The sequence below is a fragment of the Streptomyces sp. Z26 genome (assembly GCF_003665095.1).
GTDB lineage: Bacteria > Actinomycetota > Actinomycetes > Streptomycetales > Streptomycetaceae > Streptomyces > Streptomyces phytohabitans.
Genome location: NZ_RCHV01000002.1, coordinates 618,041 through 632,751 on the forward strand (window position 1 = coordinate 618,041; position 14,711 = coordinate 632,751).

Genomic DNA, 14,711 nt, shown 5'->3' on the forward strand with positions numbered 1-14,711 from the left:
GCCCCCTGTTCACCCCGTGTGGTGCGCCAGGGCCGCGTGCGGGTCGTGGTGTGCGCCGAGCGGCGTGTGGTCGATGTGCACGGTGGCGGCGGTGAGTCGGGGCACGGCGTGGATCAGCGCGTGTTCGGCGGCGACGGCTAGCGCGTGGGCGCGTACGACGGTCAGGTGCGGGTCGACGACGATGTCCGCCTCGGCGCGCAGCGCGTGCCCGATCCAGCGCAGCCGCACCTGCCCGGTGCCGCGTACGCCGGGCACCGCGCGCAGCGCGTCCTCCGCCGCGCCGACGAGGGCGGGGTCGACGGAGTCCATCAGCCGCCGGTAGATCTCGCGGGCCGCGTCCCGGAGCACGAAGAGGATGGCCACGGTGATCAGCAGCCCCACCACCGGGTCCGCCGCCCGCCAGCCGAGCGCCGCGCCGCCCGCGCCGAGCAGTACGGCCAGCGACGTGAAGCCGTCCGTACGGGCGTGCAGCCCGTCGGCGACGAGCGCGGCGGAGCCGATCCGGCGGCCGGTGCGGATGCGGTAACGGGCGACCCACTCGTTCCCCGCGAAGCCGACGAGCGCCGCCACGGAGACGGCCCACAGGTGGTCGACGTCGCGCGGGTGCAGGAGCCGGTCGAAGGCGGTGTACGCGGCGACGCACGCGGAGACCGCGATGACGACGACGATCACGATGCCCGCGAGGTCCTCGGCGCGACCGTACCCGTACGTGTAGCGGCGGTCGGCCGCCCGGCGGCCCACGACGAACGCGATGCCCAGCGGGATCGCGGTGAGGGCGTCGGCGACGTTGTGCACGGTGTCGCCCAGCAGCGCGACGGAGCCCGAGACGGCGACGACGACGGCCTGCGCGAGGGCCGTCACGCCGAGGACGGCGAGGGAGATCCAGAGCGTACGCATGCCCTCGCGCGAGGTCTCCAGCGCCGCGTCCGTCCGGTCGGCGGCCTGGTGGCCGTGCGGGGTGAGGAGGTGCCCGAGCCGGTGCCGCAGCCGGGCCGTACGGGTGCGGGGGCCGTGGCCGTGGTCGTGGTCGTGACCGGACTCGTGCGGGTGATCGTCGTGGTGGTGGCTCGCGTGGTGGCCTTCGTCGCGCTGTTCTCCGTGGGGGTGACCGGGTGCGCCGTTGCTCGGATTCGCCGCCATGCCGCACACCGTGGCACACCGATCCGATTGCGGCTACTGCCGTCGTACCCCCGCTGACCAGGTGCGATCCATGCGCAGCTACGCCTGCGGAGCGCCTGCGCGCCGCCCGCCGGGAGCCCTCGCCCGCGCGTACCCGGCGCCCGCTCCCGCCCTCACCCGAGAATCCTTCTTGGTAATGGTTTCCATTAACAATACAGTGGACCCATGCCGCCGGACCCGGCGCTGACCCCGAGGGAGCAGGAGCGACCCCGCATGGAACCGATGCCCGACGGCCTGCCCGTCGTCCTCGTCGCCGGAATGCACGCCGACGCCCGCGGGGAGGTGGTCGAGGGGCTGCTGCGGGACGTACCGGGCAGCGTCGCCCTGCACCACGACCTGTCGACGGCGGCCAGCGGGCGGGTGCGCCGCACCGTACGGGACGCCGTGGGCCCGGTGTCGTCCGGCGAGGCGCCGCTCGTCAACGACTGCGCGTGCTGCGCGCTCCGGGTCGATCTCGTACCGGAGTTGCTGACCCTGTCCGGCGACGGGACCACCCGGCTCGCCGTCGTCGAGCTGTGGGACTCCGTCGAGCCGCGGGCCATGGCGGAGATCGTCGTCGCGGACGGTGGCCCGGCGCTGCGGCTGGCGGGTGTGGTGACGGCCGTCGATCCGGCGCTCGTCCTGCCCTGCCTCGCCAACGGCGACGACCTCGCGGACGCGGGGCTCGCGGCGGCGGCGAGCGACCAGCGGACGGTCGGGGACACCTGGGCACGGCAGCTGGAGTACGCGACGGTGGTCGCCCTCGCCGGGCCCGGCACCGGCCCCGCCGGTGTCTCGGACGCCGAGGACCGGGCGCTGCTCGCGCAGCTGCATCCCACCGCCCGCTGGGCGCGGGCGGGTTCGGCGGAGCTGGTACGGCTCGCCACGGCCGGGTTCGACGTGGCGGCGGCCGCCGCGGCGCAGCACGTGTCGTGCGCGCGGCTGCCGCAGGACGCCGACGAGGCGGGCGTGACCACGGTCGTGTGGCGGCGGCGTCGGCCGTTCCACCCGGGGCGGCTGTACGCCGCGCTGGAGGAGCTGGCGTGCGCGGGCGTACGCAGCCGGGGGCGGTTCTGGCTCGCGGACCGGCCGGACACGCTGCTGTCCTGGGACGCCGCGGGCGGCGCGCTCGCCGTGGCCGCCGCCGGGCCGTGGCTGGCGGCGCTGCCCGAGGCCGCGTGGGAGCTGGTCGCCCCGGAACGCCGCGTCGCCGCCGCCCTGGACTGGCACCTGCCGCACGGGGACCGCTGCCAGCACCTGGTCTTCACCTCCCCCGCCCTCGACCGGCGGGGGCTGGAGGAGTTGCTGGACTCCTGCCTGCTGGACGACGCCGAGTACCTGGCGGGGCGCGACCGGTGGCGGCGGCTGCCCGACGCGTTCGACGGCCTGCTCGACCGCGTCTGACGGCGCGCGGTACGCGTGTGGGCGGGGGCTCGCTCGGCCCCCGCCCACGTACGACGGCTCCCCCGACACGGCCGCTCAGCGCGGCAGTTCGCGCAGGTACGCGCCGAACTTCTCCAGTCCGTCGATGTTGCGCGGCCCGCTGATGCCCTCGTTGTAGTCGAGGACGAAGAAGCGGTTCCGCTTCACGGCGGGCAGCTCCCGCGTGTGCGCGGACCTCTTCAGGAACTCGATCTTCTTCTTCGCGGGCTGGTCCCCGTAGTCGAGGATGATGACGACCTCCGGCTCCGCCTCCGCGACGGACTCCCAGTTGACCTGGGTCCAGCGCTCGTCGAGACCGGCGAAGACGTTCCGGCCGCCCGCCGCCTCGATGATGTCGTTCGGCGGGACCTGCTTCCCGGCGGTGAACGGCCGGTCGGTGCCGGAGTCGTAGAGGAAGACCGGTACGCGCGGGCCGTCCGGCGCCTTCTCCCGTACGGTCGCCGCGCGCCGCTTGAGGTCCCGTACCACCTCGTCGGCCTTCCGCTCGACGTGGAAGATGGCGCCGAGGCGTTCGAGGTCGGTGTAGAGGGCCTTGAACGGGGTCTGCCGCTCCGGGTGCCCGGGGTAGTTGTAGCAGCTCTCGGTGTGGAGGAAGCTCTGGATGCCGAGCTTGTCGAGGATCTCGGGGGTGATGCCCCGCTGGTCGCTGAAGCCGGAGTTCCAGCCCGCGACGACGAGGTCGGCGCGGGCGTCCACGACGAGTTCCTTGTTGAGCAGGTCGTCGCTGAGCATCTTCACCCGGGCGTAGTCGGCGGCCCAGGGCGATTCGCTGACGGGCGGGTTGGCGGGCGGCATCACGTAGCCGTGCACGCGGTCGGCCAGGCCGAGGCTGAACAGCTTGTCGGCGCTGCCGCCCTCGTACGCGACGGCGCGTTCCGGTGTGCGGTACGGGACGGGTTCGCCGCACCGCTTCACGGTGGTGCGGTCCGGTTCGGCGGAGTCGGAGGTGACGTCCGCGCCGCAGCCGGTCAGCAGGAGCGCGGCCGCGAGGGCCGGGGCGAGCACGGCGTGCCGCGGTGTGCGGGGCAGCGGTCCACGGGACGGTGCTCCGCGGGAGAGGTTTCTACGGGTCACGCGCATGGTGAGGTGGTGCCTTTCTGTTCGGGTGGGTCCGGCGACGGGTCGGGCTCCGGCGCGACGGCGCGGGCCGCCGCGTCCGGCGCGCCCAGCGCGTAGAGCAGCTGCGGGCCGCCGGTGAGCGGGTGCGTGACGACGCTCGCCGCGACGCCGAACACCTCCCGCACCAGCTCCGCCGTCAGCACCTCCGCCGGGGTGCCCGCGGCCACCAGTCGGCCGTGGGCGAGGACGCCGAGGCGGTCGCAGGCAGCGGCGGCCAGGTTGAGGTCGTGCAGCACGACGAGCACGGTCAGGCCCGACTCCCGCAGCAGGGAGAGGAGTTCGACCTGGTGGCGTACGTCGAGGTGGTTCGTCGGCTCGTCCAGCACGAGCACGTCCGGCTCCTGGACGAGCGCGCGGGCGGCGAGCACCCGCTGCCGTTCGCCGCCGGAGAGGGTGAGGACGCCGCGGTGGGCGAGGTGGCCTATGTCGAGCCGTTCCATCGCCCGCGCGCAGAGGGCGTGTTCGCGCGCGCTGAGGGGTTGGTTGCCGCGCAGGTACGGGGCGCGGCCGAGGGCGACGACCTCCTCGACGGTGAAGTCCAGGTCGACGCCGCCGTCCTGGGTGAGGGCGGCCACGGACCGGGCGGTACGGCGCAGGGGCAGCCCGGCCAGGTCGTCGCCGTCGAGGCGTACGGTGCCGGAGGCGGGGCGCAGCGCGCGGTAGACGCAGCGCAGCGCGGTGGACTTGCCGCTGCCGTTGGGGCCGACGAGGCCGACGACCCGGCCGCTGGGCACGTCCAGGGACAGGTCCCGTACGAGGGTCGCGCCGTCGGTCACGACGGTGAGCGCGTCGAGGGTCAGCTCCACGGCTGCCGCCCCTCCGCCGTACCGGCGCGCGGTGCGTTCACCACGTGCCTCCCAGTCGTACTCATCTCAACGACCTCCGAACAGGTAGCTCCTGCGGCGCATCAGGGCGATGAAGACCGGTACGCCGACGAGTGCGGTGAGGACGCCCAGCGGCAGTTCGCGGGGCGCGGCGAGGGTGCGGGCGCCCAGGTCGACCCAGACCATGAAGACCGCCCCGGCCAGCGGCGCGACGGCCAGTACGCGGGCGTGCGCCGCGCCCACCGCCATCCGGACGAGGTGCGGCATGACCAGCCCGACGAACGCGATGGCGCCGCTCACCGCGACCATCACGCCCGTCATGAGGGAGACCACCAGCAGCAACGCGCGGCGCTGCCGGTCGGGGGCGACGCCGAGGCTGGCGGCGGTCTCGTCGCCGAGGGCCAGTACGTCCAGCGCCCTGCCGTACCGGTGCAGCACCACCAGCCCCAGCAGCACCACCACGGCGACGAGCGGCAGCGCGCCCCAACTGGCGGCGCCGAAGCTGCCCATCGTCCAGTACAGGACCGTGCTGGTCGCCTCGCCGTCCGGCGCCGTGTAGACGATCACGCTCATCAGGGCCTGGAAGCCGAGCGACAGCGCGACGCCCGTCAGCACGAGCCGCAGCGGGGAGAGCACGCCGCGCGTGCTGGCGGCGGCGTACACGAGGACCGACGCGGCGAGCGCCCCCGCGAACGCGCCCGCCGACACCGCGTGCACGCCGAACGCGGCGAGCCCTCCGGTGACGGTCACGCCGACGGCGCCGACCGACGCGCCCGAGGAGACGCCGAGGACGAACGGGTCGGCCAGCGCGTTCCGTACGAGCGCCTGCACCGCGACGCCGACCGCGCTCAGGCCCGCCCCGACGAGTGCGGCGAGGAGGACGCGCGGGGTGCGGATCTGCCACACGATCTGGTACGTGGTCGTCTCGTCGGCCCCGATCCGGCCGCCGGTGACGGCCGCCCACAGGTAGCGGGCGGTGTCACCGGGCGCGACGGACGCCGGGCCCAGGCCGACGGCCACCACGACGGACAGCAGCAGCAGCGCCAGCAGGGCGGCGCAGGTGAGGGCGAGCCCGGCGCGGGTGGCGAGGAGACGTACGGGGGCGGCCGGGCCGACTCCCCCGCGGGGCACGGGAGTCGGGTCCGCGCGCCCGCCCGCCGGGGGCGCCGCCGCGGTCACGCCTCCCCCTCGGCGGCGGCACCCGTACGGTCGTCCGGGCCCGGGGCCGTACGGGACACCGGTACGGCGGCCACCAGCGCGGCGACGACGAGCGTGCCGAACACCAGGGCCGTGCCCGGGTACCCGGCCAGGCCGAGCCCCGCCCCGCCGAGCGCCGCGCCGACGAACACGCCGAGGCTCATGCCCGCCGCGTTGACGCTCAGGGCCGCCCCCCGGCGGTCGCCGCTGCGCCGCACGATGAGGCTCACCACGCAGGCGGCCACCACCGCGTGGCTGGCCGCGTGGAGCGACACGAGCGCGAGGGCGAGCGGCAGCCAGTGCGTGAAGTAGAACCCGGCGACGGACACCAGGGCGGCGACCAGCCCGAGGACGAGCAGCCGCTCGGTGCCGACGCGGGGTCGGGCGGCGTTGGTGAGCCGGCCGGTCAGCAGGTTGCTCACGAAGAACGAGCCGCCGCTGAGCGTCCACACGAAGGCGAAGGCGCCGGGGGCGAGGTCGAAACGGTCGTCGCAGAAGGCCGCCAGGTACGCGAGGTAGCCCATGAAGACCGCCGTCCGCAGCAGCGCGATGAGCAACAGCGGGACGACGCCGGGGAGTTGGCCGAGGGCGCGGAAGGACGCGAGGTAGCCGAGCCGCGTCCCGCCCTCCGCCTCGTCCCCGGCGACGTCCGCGTCCCCCGTACGGTCCCGGCCCCCCGTACGGTCCCGGTCCGCCGTACGGTCGCCGTCGCCCGTACGCCTGCCCCGCGCCGCGAACACGGCCGCCAGCAGCAGCGAACCGGCCGCCACCGCGAGCAGGTCGCCCTGCCAGCCCCAGAACGCGGCGGGCAGCGCCACGACGGGCGCGGCGAGCATCGCCGTCATGGACTGCGTCGCCGTGACGAGCGTCGCCGCCCGTCCGGCAGCGTTCCCCGACCCGTAGCGGTCGGCGGCGGCGGCCGTCAGCGCCGGGTTCAGCACGGCCGTACCGGCGCCGACCAGCAGGCAGAACGCCGCCAGCAGCACGAACTCCCCGCTCGCGCCGAGCGCCGACGCGCCGCCGAGCACGGCGAGCCCGCCCGCCGCCGCCCACTCCCGGGGGACCCGGTCGAGGAACGGCGCCAGCGCCGTACCGACCAGCAGCGCCGCCAGCCCGCCCAGCCCGCGCAGCCCGCCCATCGCGGCGACGCCGCTCCCGGCGCCGTCCGCGATGGGCACCAGGTACGTGCTGAAGACGGTGAACGGGAGCAGCCCCACCGCGGAGGCCAGCAGCACCGGCCACAGCGCGCGGGCCATCCGCAGGTCGCCGGGCGGCGCCTCCTCGTCCGCGCCCGCCTCGCGTACGTCCGTCGCCTTCCCCGTGCCCGTACCGGCGCCCGTGCCCGTACCGGTGCTCACGCGGCCCCCCGCGCCGCGCGGTACTGGTACAGGTACGTCTGCTCGGCGCTGAACTGCGAGAACGGGAACGGCTCCGCGTTCAGCGCCGTCACCCCCGAACCCAGGAACGCGCGGGCGACGGCCGCCCCGGTCTGCGCGTACACCAGCAGCGGTACGCCCTGCTCGCGGCAGTGCCCGAGGATCAGGTCGAACGTGCCGTTCCCCAGGGTCATCCCCGTCGCCACGACGGCGTCGGCCTCCCGCAGCACCTCGGTCATGTCGTCGGTGACCGTGTCGCCCCACTGCGTGGTGCGGAGGTTGAGGTCGCACGGCAGACAGACGCCGCCGCGCTCCCGTACGGCCGCCACCAGCGGGTTGACGACCCCGACCAGCGCGACGCGCGCGCCGGGGCGGATGTCCAGCAGGTCGACGATGGCGGCGTCGCGGGCCCGCGCGCGTACCTCCGGGGTGCCCGCGGGCAGCGCGACGGGGCGCGCTTCGGCGGCGTCGCGGTGCGGGCGTACGTGGTCGAGGTACGCGTCGAGCGCGGCGACCCGTACGGGCGCGGACTCGTGGCGCAGGAGCGAGCCGAGGGTGTGGCCGGAGGCGTCGGCGCAGACGTCCGGGACGAGTTCGCCCGCCTCGAAGGAGCAGGCGCCGAAGGAGCCGCCGACGCGGAGCAGCAGGTAGTGGTTGTGGTAGGTCGCCGTGCCACCGGCGAGGCGGGTGGTGTGGTAGAGCCAGAAGGCGCTGGTGACGGAGAGTCCGTCGGGGTCGGGGCCGTACGCGCCGGAACGTACGGCGGCGGTCAACTCGTCGACGCTCAGAGGCGGTTCGGCCGTCAGGGTACGGGCCGTGGCTTCGGGGGCGGGCATGTCGTGTGCTCTTTCCGTGAGTCGGGACGTCGGGGTCGGGGTCGGGGCCGGTGCGGGTTCGGTGGCCGGGTGGCGCGCGTCAGCCGTCGGTGCCGGTCGCGGTGGCCGCGGCGGGTCGTCCGGCGGCCCGGGGGTCCACGTCGGGCCAGCGGGCGGTGGACCACGGGTGCCGCAACTCCCGTAGCGACGCGACCTCGTGGGGCGCGAGCGTGTCGAGGTCGGGGGCCCGCCCGTGGTGCGCGTAGGCGCTGTCGACGTAGCGGTGGCCGGTGTCGGCCGCGACGAAGACGTGTACGCGGGAGTCGTCGCGGCGCAGCTCCCAACGGGCCGCGAGATGGGCGGCGCCGGTGGACAGTCCGGCGAAGATGCCGCTGTCGCGCAGGAGTCGGACGGCGCCGGAGAGGGCGCAGTCGAAGTTGACCCAGTGGACGCGGTCGTACAGCTCGTGCCGTACGTTCCCGAACTCGATCGCGCTGCCGATCCCCGCGATGATCATGTCCGGGTCCGCCACGTGCTCCGACCCGAACGTGACGCTGCCGAAGGGCTGTACGCCCACCAGCGCCACGTCCCGCCCCGCCTCCCGCAGGTAACCGGCGAGCGCCCCGGTCGACGCGCCCGAGCCGACCCCGCCGACGAGCGTCAGCGGCTGCCCGTACGGCAGTTCGCGGTCGAGAGTGCGGGCGACCTCGCGGTAGCCGTAGCGGTGGATGCCGTCGTGGTACTGGCGCATCCAGTGGTACGTCGGGTGCTCCGCGAGGATCTCCGCGATCCGGCGTACGCGCGCCTCCTGGTCGAGCCGCAGGTCCTGTGACGGCGCGACCTGTTCGAGGGTGGCGCCGAGGATCTCCAACTGCACGCGCAGCGTGCGGTCGACGGTCGTGGAGCCGACGATGTGGCACTTCATGCCGTAGCGGTGGCAGGCGAGGGCGAGGGCGTGCGCGTAGATGCCGCTGGAGCTGTCGACGAGGGTGTCGCCGGGGCGTACGGCGCCGGTGTCGAGCAGGTGCCGTACGGCGCCCAGCGCGGACCAGACCTTCATCGTCTCGAACCGCAGACAGACCAGGTCGGGCCGCAGGGCGACGAGCGCGGGCCGCTTCACGGCCTCGGCTATGTGCGTGTGCATGTGTCTTCCCGTCCGTCTCCGCGTCAGACCGCTGCTCTGCGGCGGTGGCGCCGGCACTGGCACCGGCGGGACCGGTCGGTGGCGCGCGGTGGGGCGTGGTCGTGCACGGGTTCTCCTCAGGACGGGGCGGGAAGGGGGCGGCGGCGCGAGAGGGGCCGAGGGAAAGGGCGCGGCTCGGGCTTGCCTCGGGCAGCGTAGCCTAGATAGAAATGATTATCACTTCAATCTGGGAGAGAGGGATCACGTGCAGCTGGCCACGGAGACCGGACGCGGACTCGCCTCACGGCACGCGTCGGCGGGCGCGACACCGGACACGGGAACGGGAACGAACACGGGCGCGGGAACGGGCACCACCGCGGGCCACGGCACGGGAACCGGCTCGGGAGTCGGCTCCGCCTTCGGCACCTTCGGCGAACTGCTCCAGGGCGAACTCCCCGAGCAGGACGGGGACTTCCTGGTGACCCTGCCCATCGCCCGCTGGACGATGGCGGCCTTCCACTGGGACCCCGAAGCCGGTGAACTGGCCGTACGCCCCGCGCACAAGACGAAGGCCCTGCGCCTCGCCCGCATGATCCTGGCCGAGGAACGGCTGCCCGCCGCGGGAGTGCTCACCGTCAGCAGCGTCATCCCGGAGGGCAAGGGCCTGGCCAGCTCCTCGGCCGACCTCGTCGCCACCGCGCGCGCGGTGGGCCACGCGCTGGGCACCCCGATGCCCGCCGCGCGCGTCGAACGGCTCCTCGCCCGCGTCGAACCCACCGACGGCGTGCTCTACCCGGCGGTCGTCGCGTTCCACCACCGTTCCGTACGCCTGCGGTCCGTCCTCGGCAGGCTGCCCGCGATGGGCGTCGTCGGGATCGACGAGGGCGGCGCGGTCGACACGGTCGCGTTCAACCGCCTCCCGAAGCCGTACACCCGGGCCGACCGCCACGAGTACGCGCACCTGCTGGACCGCCTCGCCACCGCCGTCCGCACCCGCGACCTCGCGGAGGTGGGACGCGTCGCGACACGGAGCGCGCTGAAGAACCAACTCCTGCGCCACAAAGCCGCGTTGGACCCGATGCGCCGCATCTGCCGCGAGGTCGGCGGCCTGGGCGTGGCCGTCGGCCACAGCGGTACGACGCTGGGCGTCCTCCTCGACGCGAACGACCCGTCGTACCCCCACCGCGCCACGGCGGCAGCCCAGGCGTGCGCGGAGCTGACCCCGGCGACGACACCGGGCGGCGGCCCGACCCTCTACCGCACCCTGACGTTCACCAGCTGACCCCGCACGCCTGTCCCCACACGAGAGAGTCCGAGCCGTCCTGCCCTGCGCCGTATTCCCGCCCCCGACCAGCCTGTTGCCGCACCTTCTCCGTATGAGAGCCTCAGGGGCGTTCGACTCGCAGCCACACCTCGACAACAAGGAGTGACAATGGCCCACGGGGGACATCGGTGGCGGCTCACAGTGCCGACCGACGACGACTCGCTGAGGCAGGAGCGGCTGACCTGGAACCTGCATGACAGGTTGCGGGAGGCCGAGGGTGTCTCCGTCACGTTCGCCGATGAAGACCGACCCTCGAGTCCCGGACACAAGGGCGGAGGCGTCGGAGAGGTCGCGCTCTGGGCCGCTACGACCGCCGCTGTCGCCCGCCCGGCGTCGCAGGTCCTGATCACTCTGATCACCGAGTGGTGCGCCAAGGAGCGCCACCGCCAGGTCGAGGTCACCGTCGAGAACGCCTCCGTCACGATCACCGGCCGACCTGACGAGGCCCAGGAGCGGATGGTCCGGGAGTTCCTGGACCGGGTGGAGGGCGACGAGAACGGCCAGTCGGGGGCAGACCCCGAGTGACCCGGCTGACCAAACGCTGTGCTCTGCTGATCGGCACCGAGCACTACGACGACGGCGGTTTCCATCCGCTGCCCTGCACACGGGCGGACGTGTGGGGCATGCGTCAGGTCTTGCAGCACCGCAGCATCGGCGGCTTCGGCCTCATTCAGACCGAGACCGATCTGACAGCGGACGACATGCAGCAGGCCATCAGCGAGTTCCTGTCGGATCGCAAGCCGGACGAACTGGCACTGGTGTACATATCCGGGCACGGCAAACGGGACGACGGCGAGTTCCGCTTCGTGGCCAAGGACACCGAGTACGCCAGGACCGCGGAGACGGGCGTAAGCGCCGGCTACGTCAATGAGCGGCTGGAGGAGTGCGTCGCTCCTCAGAAGATCGTGATGATCGACTGCTGTCGCAGCGGTGGTTTCGCCATCGGACTGCGTACCTCACACCGCAATACCTCCGAACCGATCGCGAAGTCCGGCGAGTCGGCCCCACTGACCAGCAGGGGAGTCTACGTACTGTCCTCCTCCCGGGCGGGCGAGCTCTCATTCGGCGGCACGGTCACGGAGACGGAGGTGCAACCGTCCGTCTTCACGACCGAGGTCATCGAGGCCCTGCGTACAGGGAAGGTCAGCAAGGACAGCGGCGGCAGCGTGACCGTGTCCGACCTCTTCCACTACGTCAACCGACGCATGCGCGCCCAGGGCGCCAACCAGATCCCCGTGCACTCCGCGCTCGGCGTGGACGACCGCATCGTGATCGCGGACTCGCCGCTGGGCAGCGCTCCGGTGCTCGTCCCGGTGAGCGGACGCCCCGCGCCGCCGCGAACCACGGGCCCCGCGCCCGCCGCGACCCCCAAGTCGGGCGACTCGCAACCGACATGGACCGACCTCCTCGACTACTACCGCGACTGCGTCCTCTCCGACGACACCGAGACGCCGCTGCTGGAGGTACGCGTCGACAGTCCTTCGTACGCGTGCCTGTCCGGAGCGGAAAGGTTGCTCACCGGCGAGGTGGAGGACGACGGGTGCGTGGCTGTTCCCCCGGAAGCGGACTCTCTCGTTCAATCAGCCACTGCTCAGAACGCCGAACTCTGGGCGGGTTACCCGGCCGTCGTCCTGACCGGGCCACGCGGTCGACGCCCGTGGCGGCATCCCCGGTTCGCGCCGCTGCTGATCCGCCGGGTCGAGATCGTACGGGAGGACGGCGCGGCACGGCTCAAACCGTACGGGCCGGTGCAGCCGCATCCGCAGTTGGCCAGGGACTGGTTGGGTGACGAGGAGGCCGCACAACTCGCGGAGACCTACCAGCCCACCTGGCACCGCGGGCAGCACGAACGTATGGCAGTCGACGTGGGCAACCTCCTCACCCAGGAGTTCGAGCTGCCCTGCGTGCAGGAACTCCGGCCAGACGAACTCGCCGGCCCCATCGACATCCATACACCGGGCCATGGCGCGCGGAACACGGCGGTGCTCTTCACCGCCCTACCCGAGACCGCCTTCACCAAGCAGTTACTCAAGGACTTCGCGGACATCGCGAAGATGACCGAACGGATACCGGAGACAGCACTCGCCGCCCTAGCGCCGGACGCGTCGGAACGCGGCCACGCGCATGCTTTGGCAGACCCCGCACCCGGCTCTGTGGTCACCCCGCTGTCCTGCAACGAAGCGCAGGCCGAGGTCCTGCGTTCCGCGCTGACGCGCCGCCTGACCGTGGCCACCGGTCCGCCCGGCACCGGCAAGAGCCAACTGGTCGCCAATCTCGTGGCCAGTGCAGTCGCCGCCGGCCAGACCGTGCTCGTGGCCTCCACCAACAACGATGCCGTGGACGAGGTCTGGCGACGATGCGAGAGTCTGGTCCCCGGTAGCGTGGTGCGCACCGGCTCGTCGAATTACGCCGAGCAGGAAGCGGGCGCCCTGCACACCCTGCGCACAATGTCGGCGGCGGCCTCCAACGTGACCACGGCGGCCATGGACCTCGGCATCGCGTCCGACCGGCTGGCCCGCGTACGCGTGGATCACGCCAGGGCTGCCGGGACGGAGCGGGCACTGCGCGAGGCGGGTGCGGCACGAGAACAGAGCGCCGAACAGCTGGGGCAGTCCGTCGCAGGACTCCTGGACCTGCTGGACAGCGCCACCCGACGCGGCCGCCTCCGGCGACCCGCTAAGCCCGGCCGCCTCGCAGGCACAGCACGCAAGCTCGCCCACAGACATTTTCTCGGGCAGTGGTCGCGCAACCGCTTCCTCCGACGGACCGGCCTCGGCGCCTACGAGGGCGACACGGTCGACGGCTGTCTCGCACTCGCGGAATTCCTGGCCGCGCGGGAGACCTGGGACCGCCTGCACCCGCAGGCGGCGGGCGTGGACGACGTCGTACTGACCACGGCGCTCCGCGACGCGGAGAGCGCGGTGCGGAGTGCGTCGGGTCGGCTCCTGGACAGCTCGGTACGCACCCACGCACGCAACGGTCGTCAGCGCATCCTCGCCCTGCTGCGTGCCCGGGACGACGGCCGGACCAGCGACTGGTCAGCGCTCCGCGACGTCCTCGGGAGAGCCCACGGACGGAAGGAGGCTCCCGCAGTGGCGGGCTGGGCCGTGACGAGCCTGTCCGCACGGCGCTTTCCCCGAGATCCCGCGCTCTTCGACCTCGTCGTGATCGACGAGGCGAGCCAGTGCGCCATACCGCACGTCGTGCCCCTGCTGTTTCGGGCAAGGCGCGCGCTGGTCATCGGCGACGCCATGCAGTTGACGCACATCGTCAAGACCGGTCCGGAGCATGAGGCACTCATTCGGCGGCGCACCGGGTTGCGAGCGGACTGGTTGGAGAAGCACCGTCTCGCCTACCGGCGGCACTCCGCCTTCCACGCGGCCGAACGATCCGCCGGAGGGACGCTCCTGCTCGACGAACACTTCCGCTGCCATCCTGACATCGCGGCCGTCTCCAACGAGCTCTTCTACGACGGCGAACTGACCGTACTCACGGACACCCGCGTACGGCCTTCTCTGAACCGCCCCGCCCTCATCTGGTCCCACGTCCCGGGTAAGGCCGGTCGACCCCGGCACGGCAGTTCCTGGGTGAACGACGACGAGATCCGGAAGGTGAACGCCAGTGTGCGCTACCTGCTGGAGCAGTTGCCCGACGAGGCGACCATCGGCATCGTCACGCCCTTCAAAGCGCAGGCGGACGCGCTCCGCGAGCAGTTGGGCCACTACGACCAGGAACGTCTGCGCGTCGGCACCGTGCACACCTTTCAGGGTGGCGAGCGCGACGTCATGGTGTTCTCGTTGGTCGCGGCGGACGGGATGCACCCGGGGGCGGTCAGCTGGGTGTCCCGGCAGGTCAATCTCTGGAACGTCGCCATCACCCGGGCTCGTACCCACCTCATCGTGGTGGGCGACCGTGAGCGGTGGAGTCGGCAGGAGGGGACGGCCTCCGCACTGCTGGAAGCCGCGACGGCAGGTGCTCCCCGTTCCGGTGCGGCCGACGGCGACGAGCTGACCAAGCGTCTCTACCAGCGCTTGGCGGGCGACCCGTCAACGACCGTCGTGCTCGGGGAAAATGTGGCCGGACACCCGGTGGATGCCCTACTCAAGGACGCTGACGGCGCCGCGCGCGGCGCCGTGCTGCTCGACCATGGGGTGGGGGAGCACGGGGACGCGGCCCGTCACCTGCGGCTGATGCTGCATCGGAGAACGCTCCTGGACGACGGCCCGCGGGGACTCGCAGCCACGCGCTGTCCGGCCTGGAGGCTGTACGACACCGGGCCGGCTGACGATCTGTGAGCCGCATGCTGGACCCCCGTCCCCGGTCCCCCGGGCC

Annotated in this window: 11 protein-coding genes; 4 read left to right on the forward strand and 7 right to left on the reverse strand. The window is 73.2% G+C overall.

The features are described from left to right. Window positions 1-9 precede the first annotated feature (9 nt). Window positions 10-1,140 carry a cation diffusion facilitator family transporter gene (locus D7M15_RS02680; protein ID WP_121520118.1) on the reverse strand — a complete coding sequence of 377 codons (1,131 nt, stop codon included), beginning with the start codon at window positions 1,138-1,140 and terminating at the stop codon, window positions 10-12. A gap of 261 nt (window positions 1,141-1,401) precedes the next feature. On the opposite strand from D7M15_RS02680, the gene D7M15_RS02685 reads away from it, so the two are divergent. Continuing rightward, window positions 1,402-2,562 carry a GTP-binding protein gene (locus D7M15_RS02685; protein ID WP_121520119.1) on the forward strand — a complete coding sequence of 387 codons (1,161 nt, stop codon included), beginning with the start codon at window positions 1,402-1,404 and terminating at the stop codon, window positions 2,560-2,562. Between the two features lie 75 nt (window positions 2,563-2,637). Here the strand turns inward: D7M15_RS02685 and D7M15_RS02690 are convergent, their stop codons facing one another. The 6 genes from D7M15_RS02690 to D7M15_RS02715 form a co-directional block, all read right to left on the reverse strand. Beyond that, the gene (locus D7M15_RS02690) at window positions 2,638-3,630 is read right to left on the reverse strand and encodes an ABC transporter substrate-binding protein (RefSeq protein ID WP_240649558.1); all 993 of its coding nucleotides are present in this window, start codon (window positions 3,628-3,630) and stop codon (window positions 2,638-2,640) included. Window positions 3,631-3,671: 41 nt separating this feature from the next. Next, window positions 3,672-4,526 (reverse strand): ABC transporter ATP-binding protein, encoded by an 855-nt coding sequence (locus D7M15_RS02695; RefSeq protein ID WP_121516012.1) that lies wholly within the window; start codon window positions 4,524-4,526, stop codon window positions 3,672-3,674. Between the two features lie 66 nt (window positions 4,527-4,592). Beyond that, window positions 4,593-5,594: an iron ABC transporter permease gene (locus tag D7M15_RS02700; RefSeq protein WP_240649559.1), complete on the reverse strand. Its 1,002-nt coding sequence runs from the start codon at window positions 5,592-5,594 to the stop codon at window positions 4,593-4,595. Between the two features lie 125 nt (window positions 5,595-5,719). Beyond that, window positions 5,720-7,099, reverse strand: coding sequence for an MFS transporter (locus D7M15_RS02705; RefSeq protein WP_240649101.1), 1,380 nt, complete (start codon window positions 7,097-7,099; stop codon window positions 5,720-5,722). Next, window positions 7,096-7,953, reverse strand: a complete 858-nt coding sequence (locus tag D7M15_RS02710; RefSeq protein ID WP_121516013.1) for a DUF364 domain-containing protein — start codon at window positions 7,951-7,953, stop codon at window positions 7,096-7,098. The genes D7M15_RS02705 and D7M15_RS02710 overlap by 4 nt, the downstream gene beginning before the upstream one ends. A 79-nt stretch (window positions 7,954-8,032) precedes the next feature. Further along, the gene (locus tag D7M15_RS02715) at window positions 8,033-9,076 is read right to left on the reverse strand and encodes a pyridoxal-phosphate dependent enzyme (RefSeq protein ID WP_121516014.1); all 1,044 of its coding nucleotides are present in this window, start codon (window positions 9,074-9,076) and stop codon (window positions 8,033-8,035) included. A 244-nt stretch (window positions 9,077-9,320) separates the two neighbouring features. Between D7M15_RS02715 and D7M15_RS02720 the strand changes: the two genes are divergently transcribed. From D7M15_RS02720 to D7M15_RS02730, 3 genes are all read left to right on the forward strand, one after another. Next, window positions 9,321-10,337 (forward strand): kinase, encoded by a 1,017-nt coding sequence (locus D7M15_RS02720; RefSeq protein WP_240649102.1) that lies wholly within the window; start codon window positions 9,321-9,323, stop codon window positions 10,335-10,337. Between the two features lie 150 nt (window positions 10,338-10,487). Next, window positions 10,488-10,904 (forward strand): hypothetical protein, encoded by a 417-nt coding sequence (locus D7M15_RS02725; RefSeq protein ID WP_121516016.1) that lies wholly within the window; start codon window positions 10,488-10,490, stop codon window positions 10,902-10,904. Next, entirely contained in the window at window positions 10,901-14,674 is a 3,774-nt protein-coding gene (locus tag D7M15_RS02730; RefSeq protein WP_121516017.1) for an AAA domain-containing protein, read from the forward strand. The genes D7M15_RS02725 and D7M15_RS02730 overlap by 4 nt, the downstream gene beginning before the upstream one ends. Window positions 14,675-14,711 lie beyond the last annotated feature (37 nt).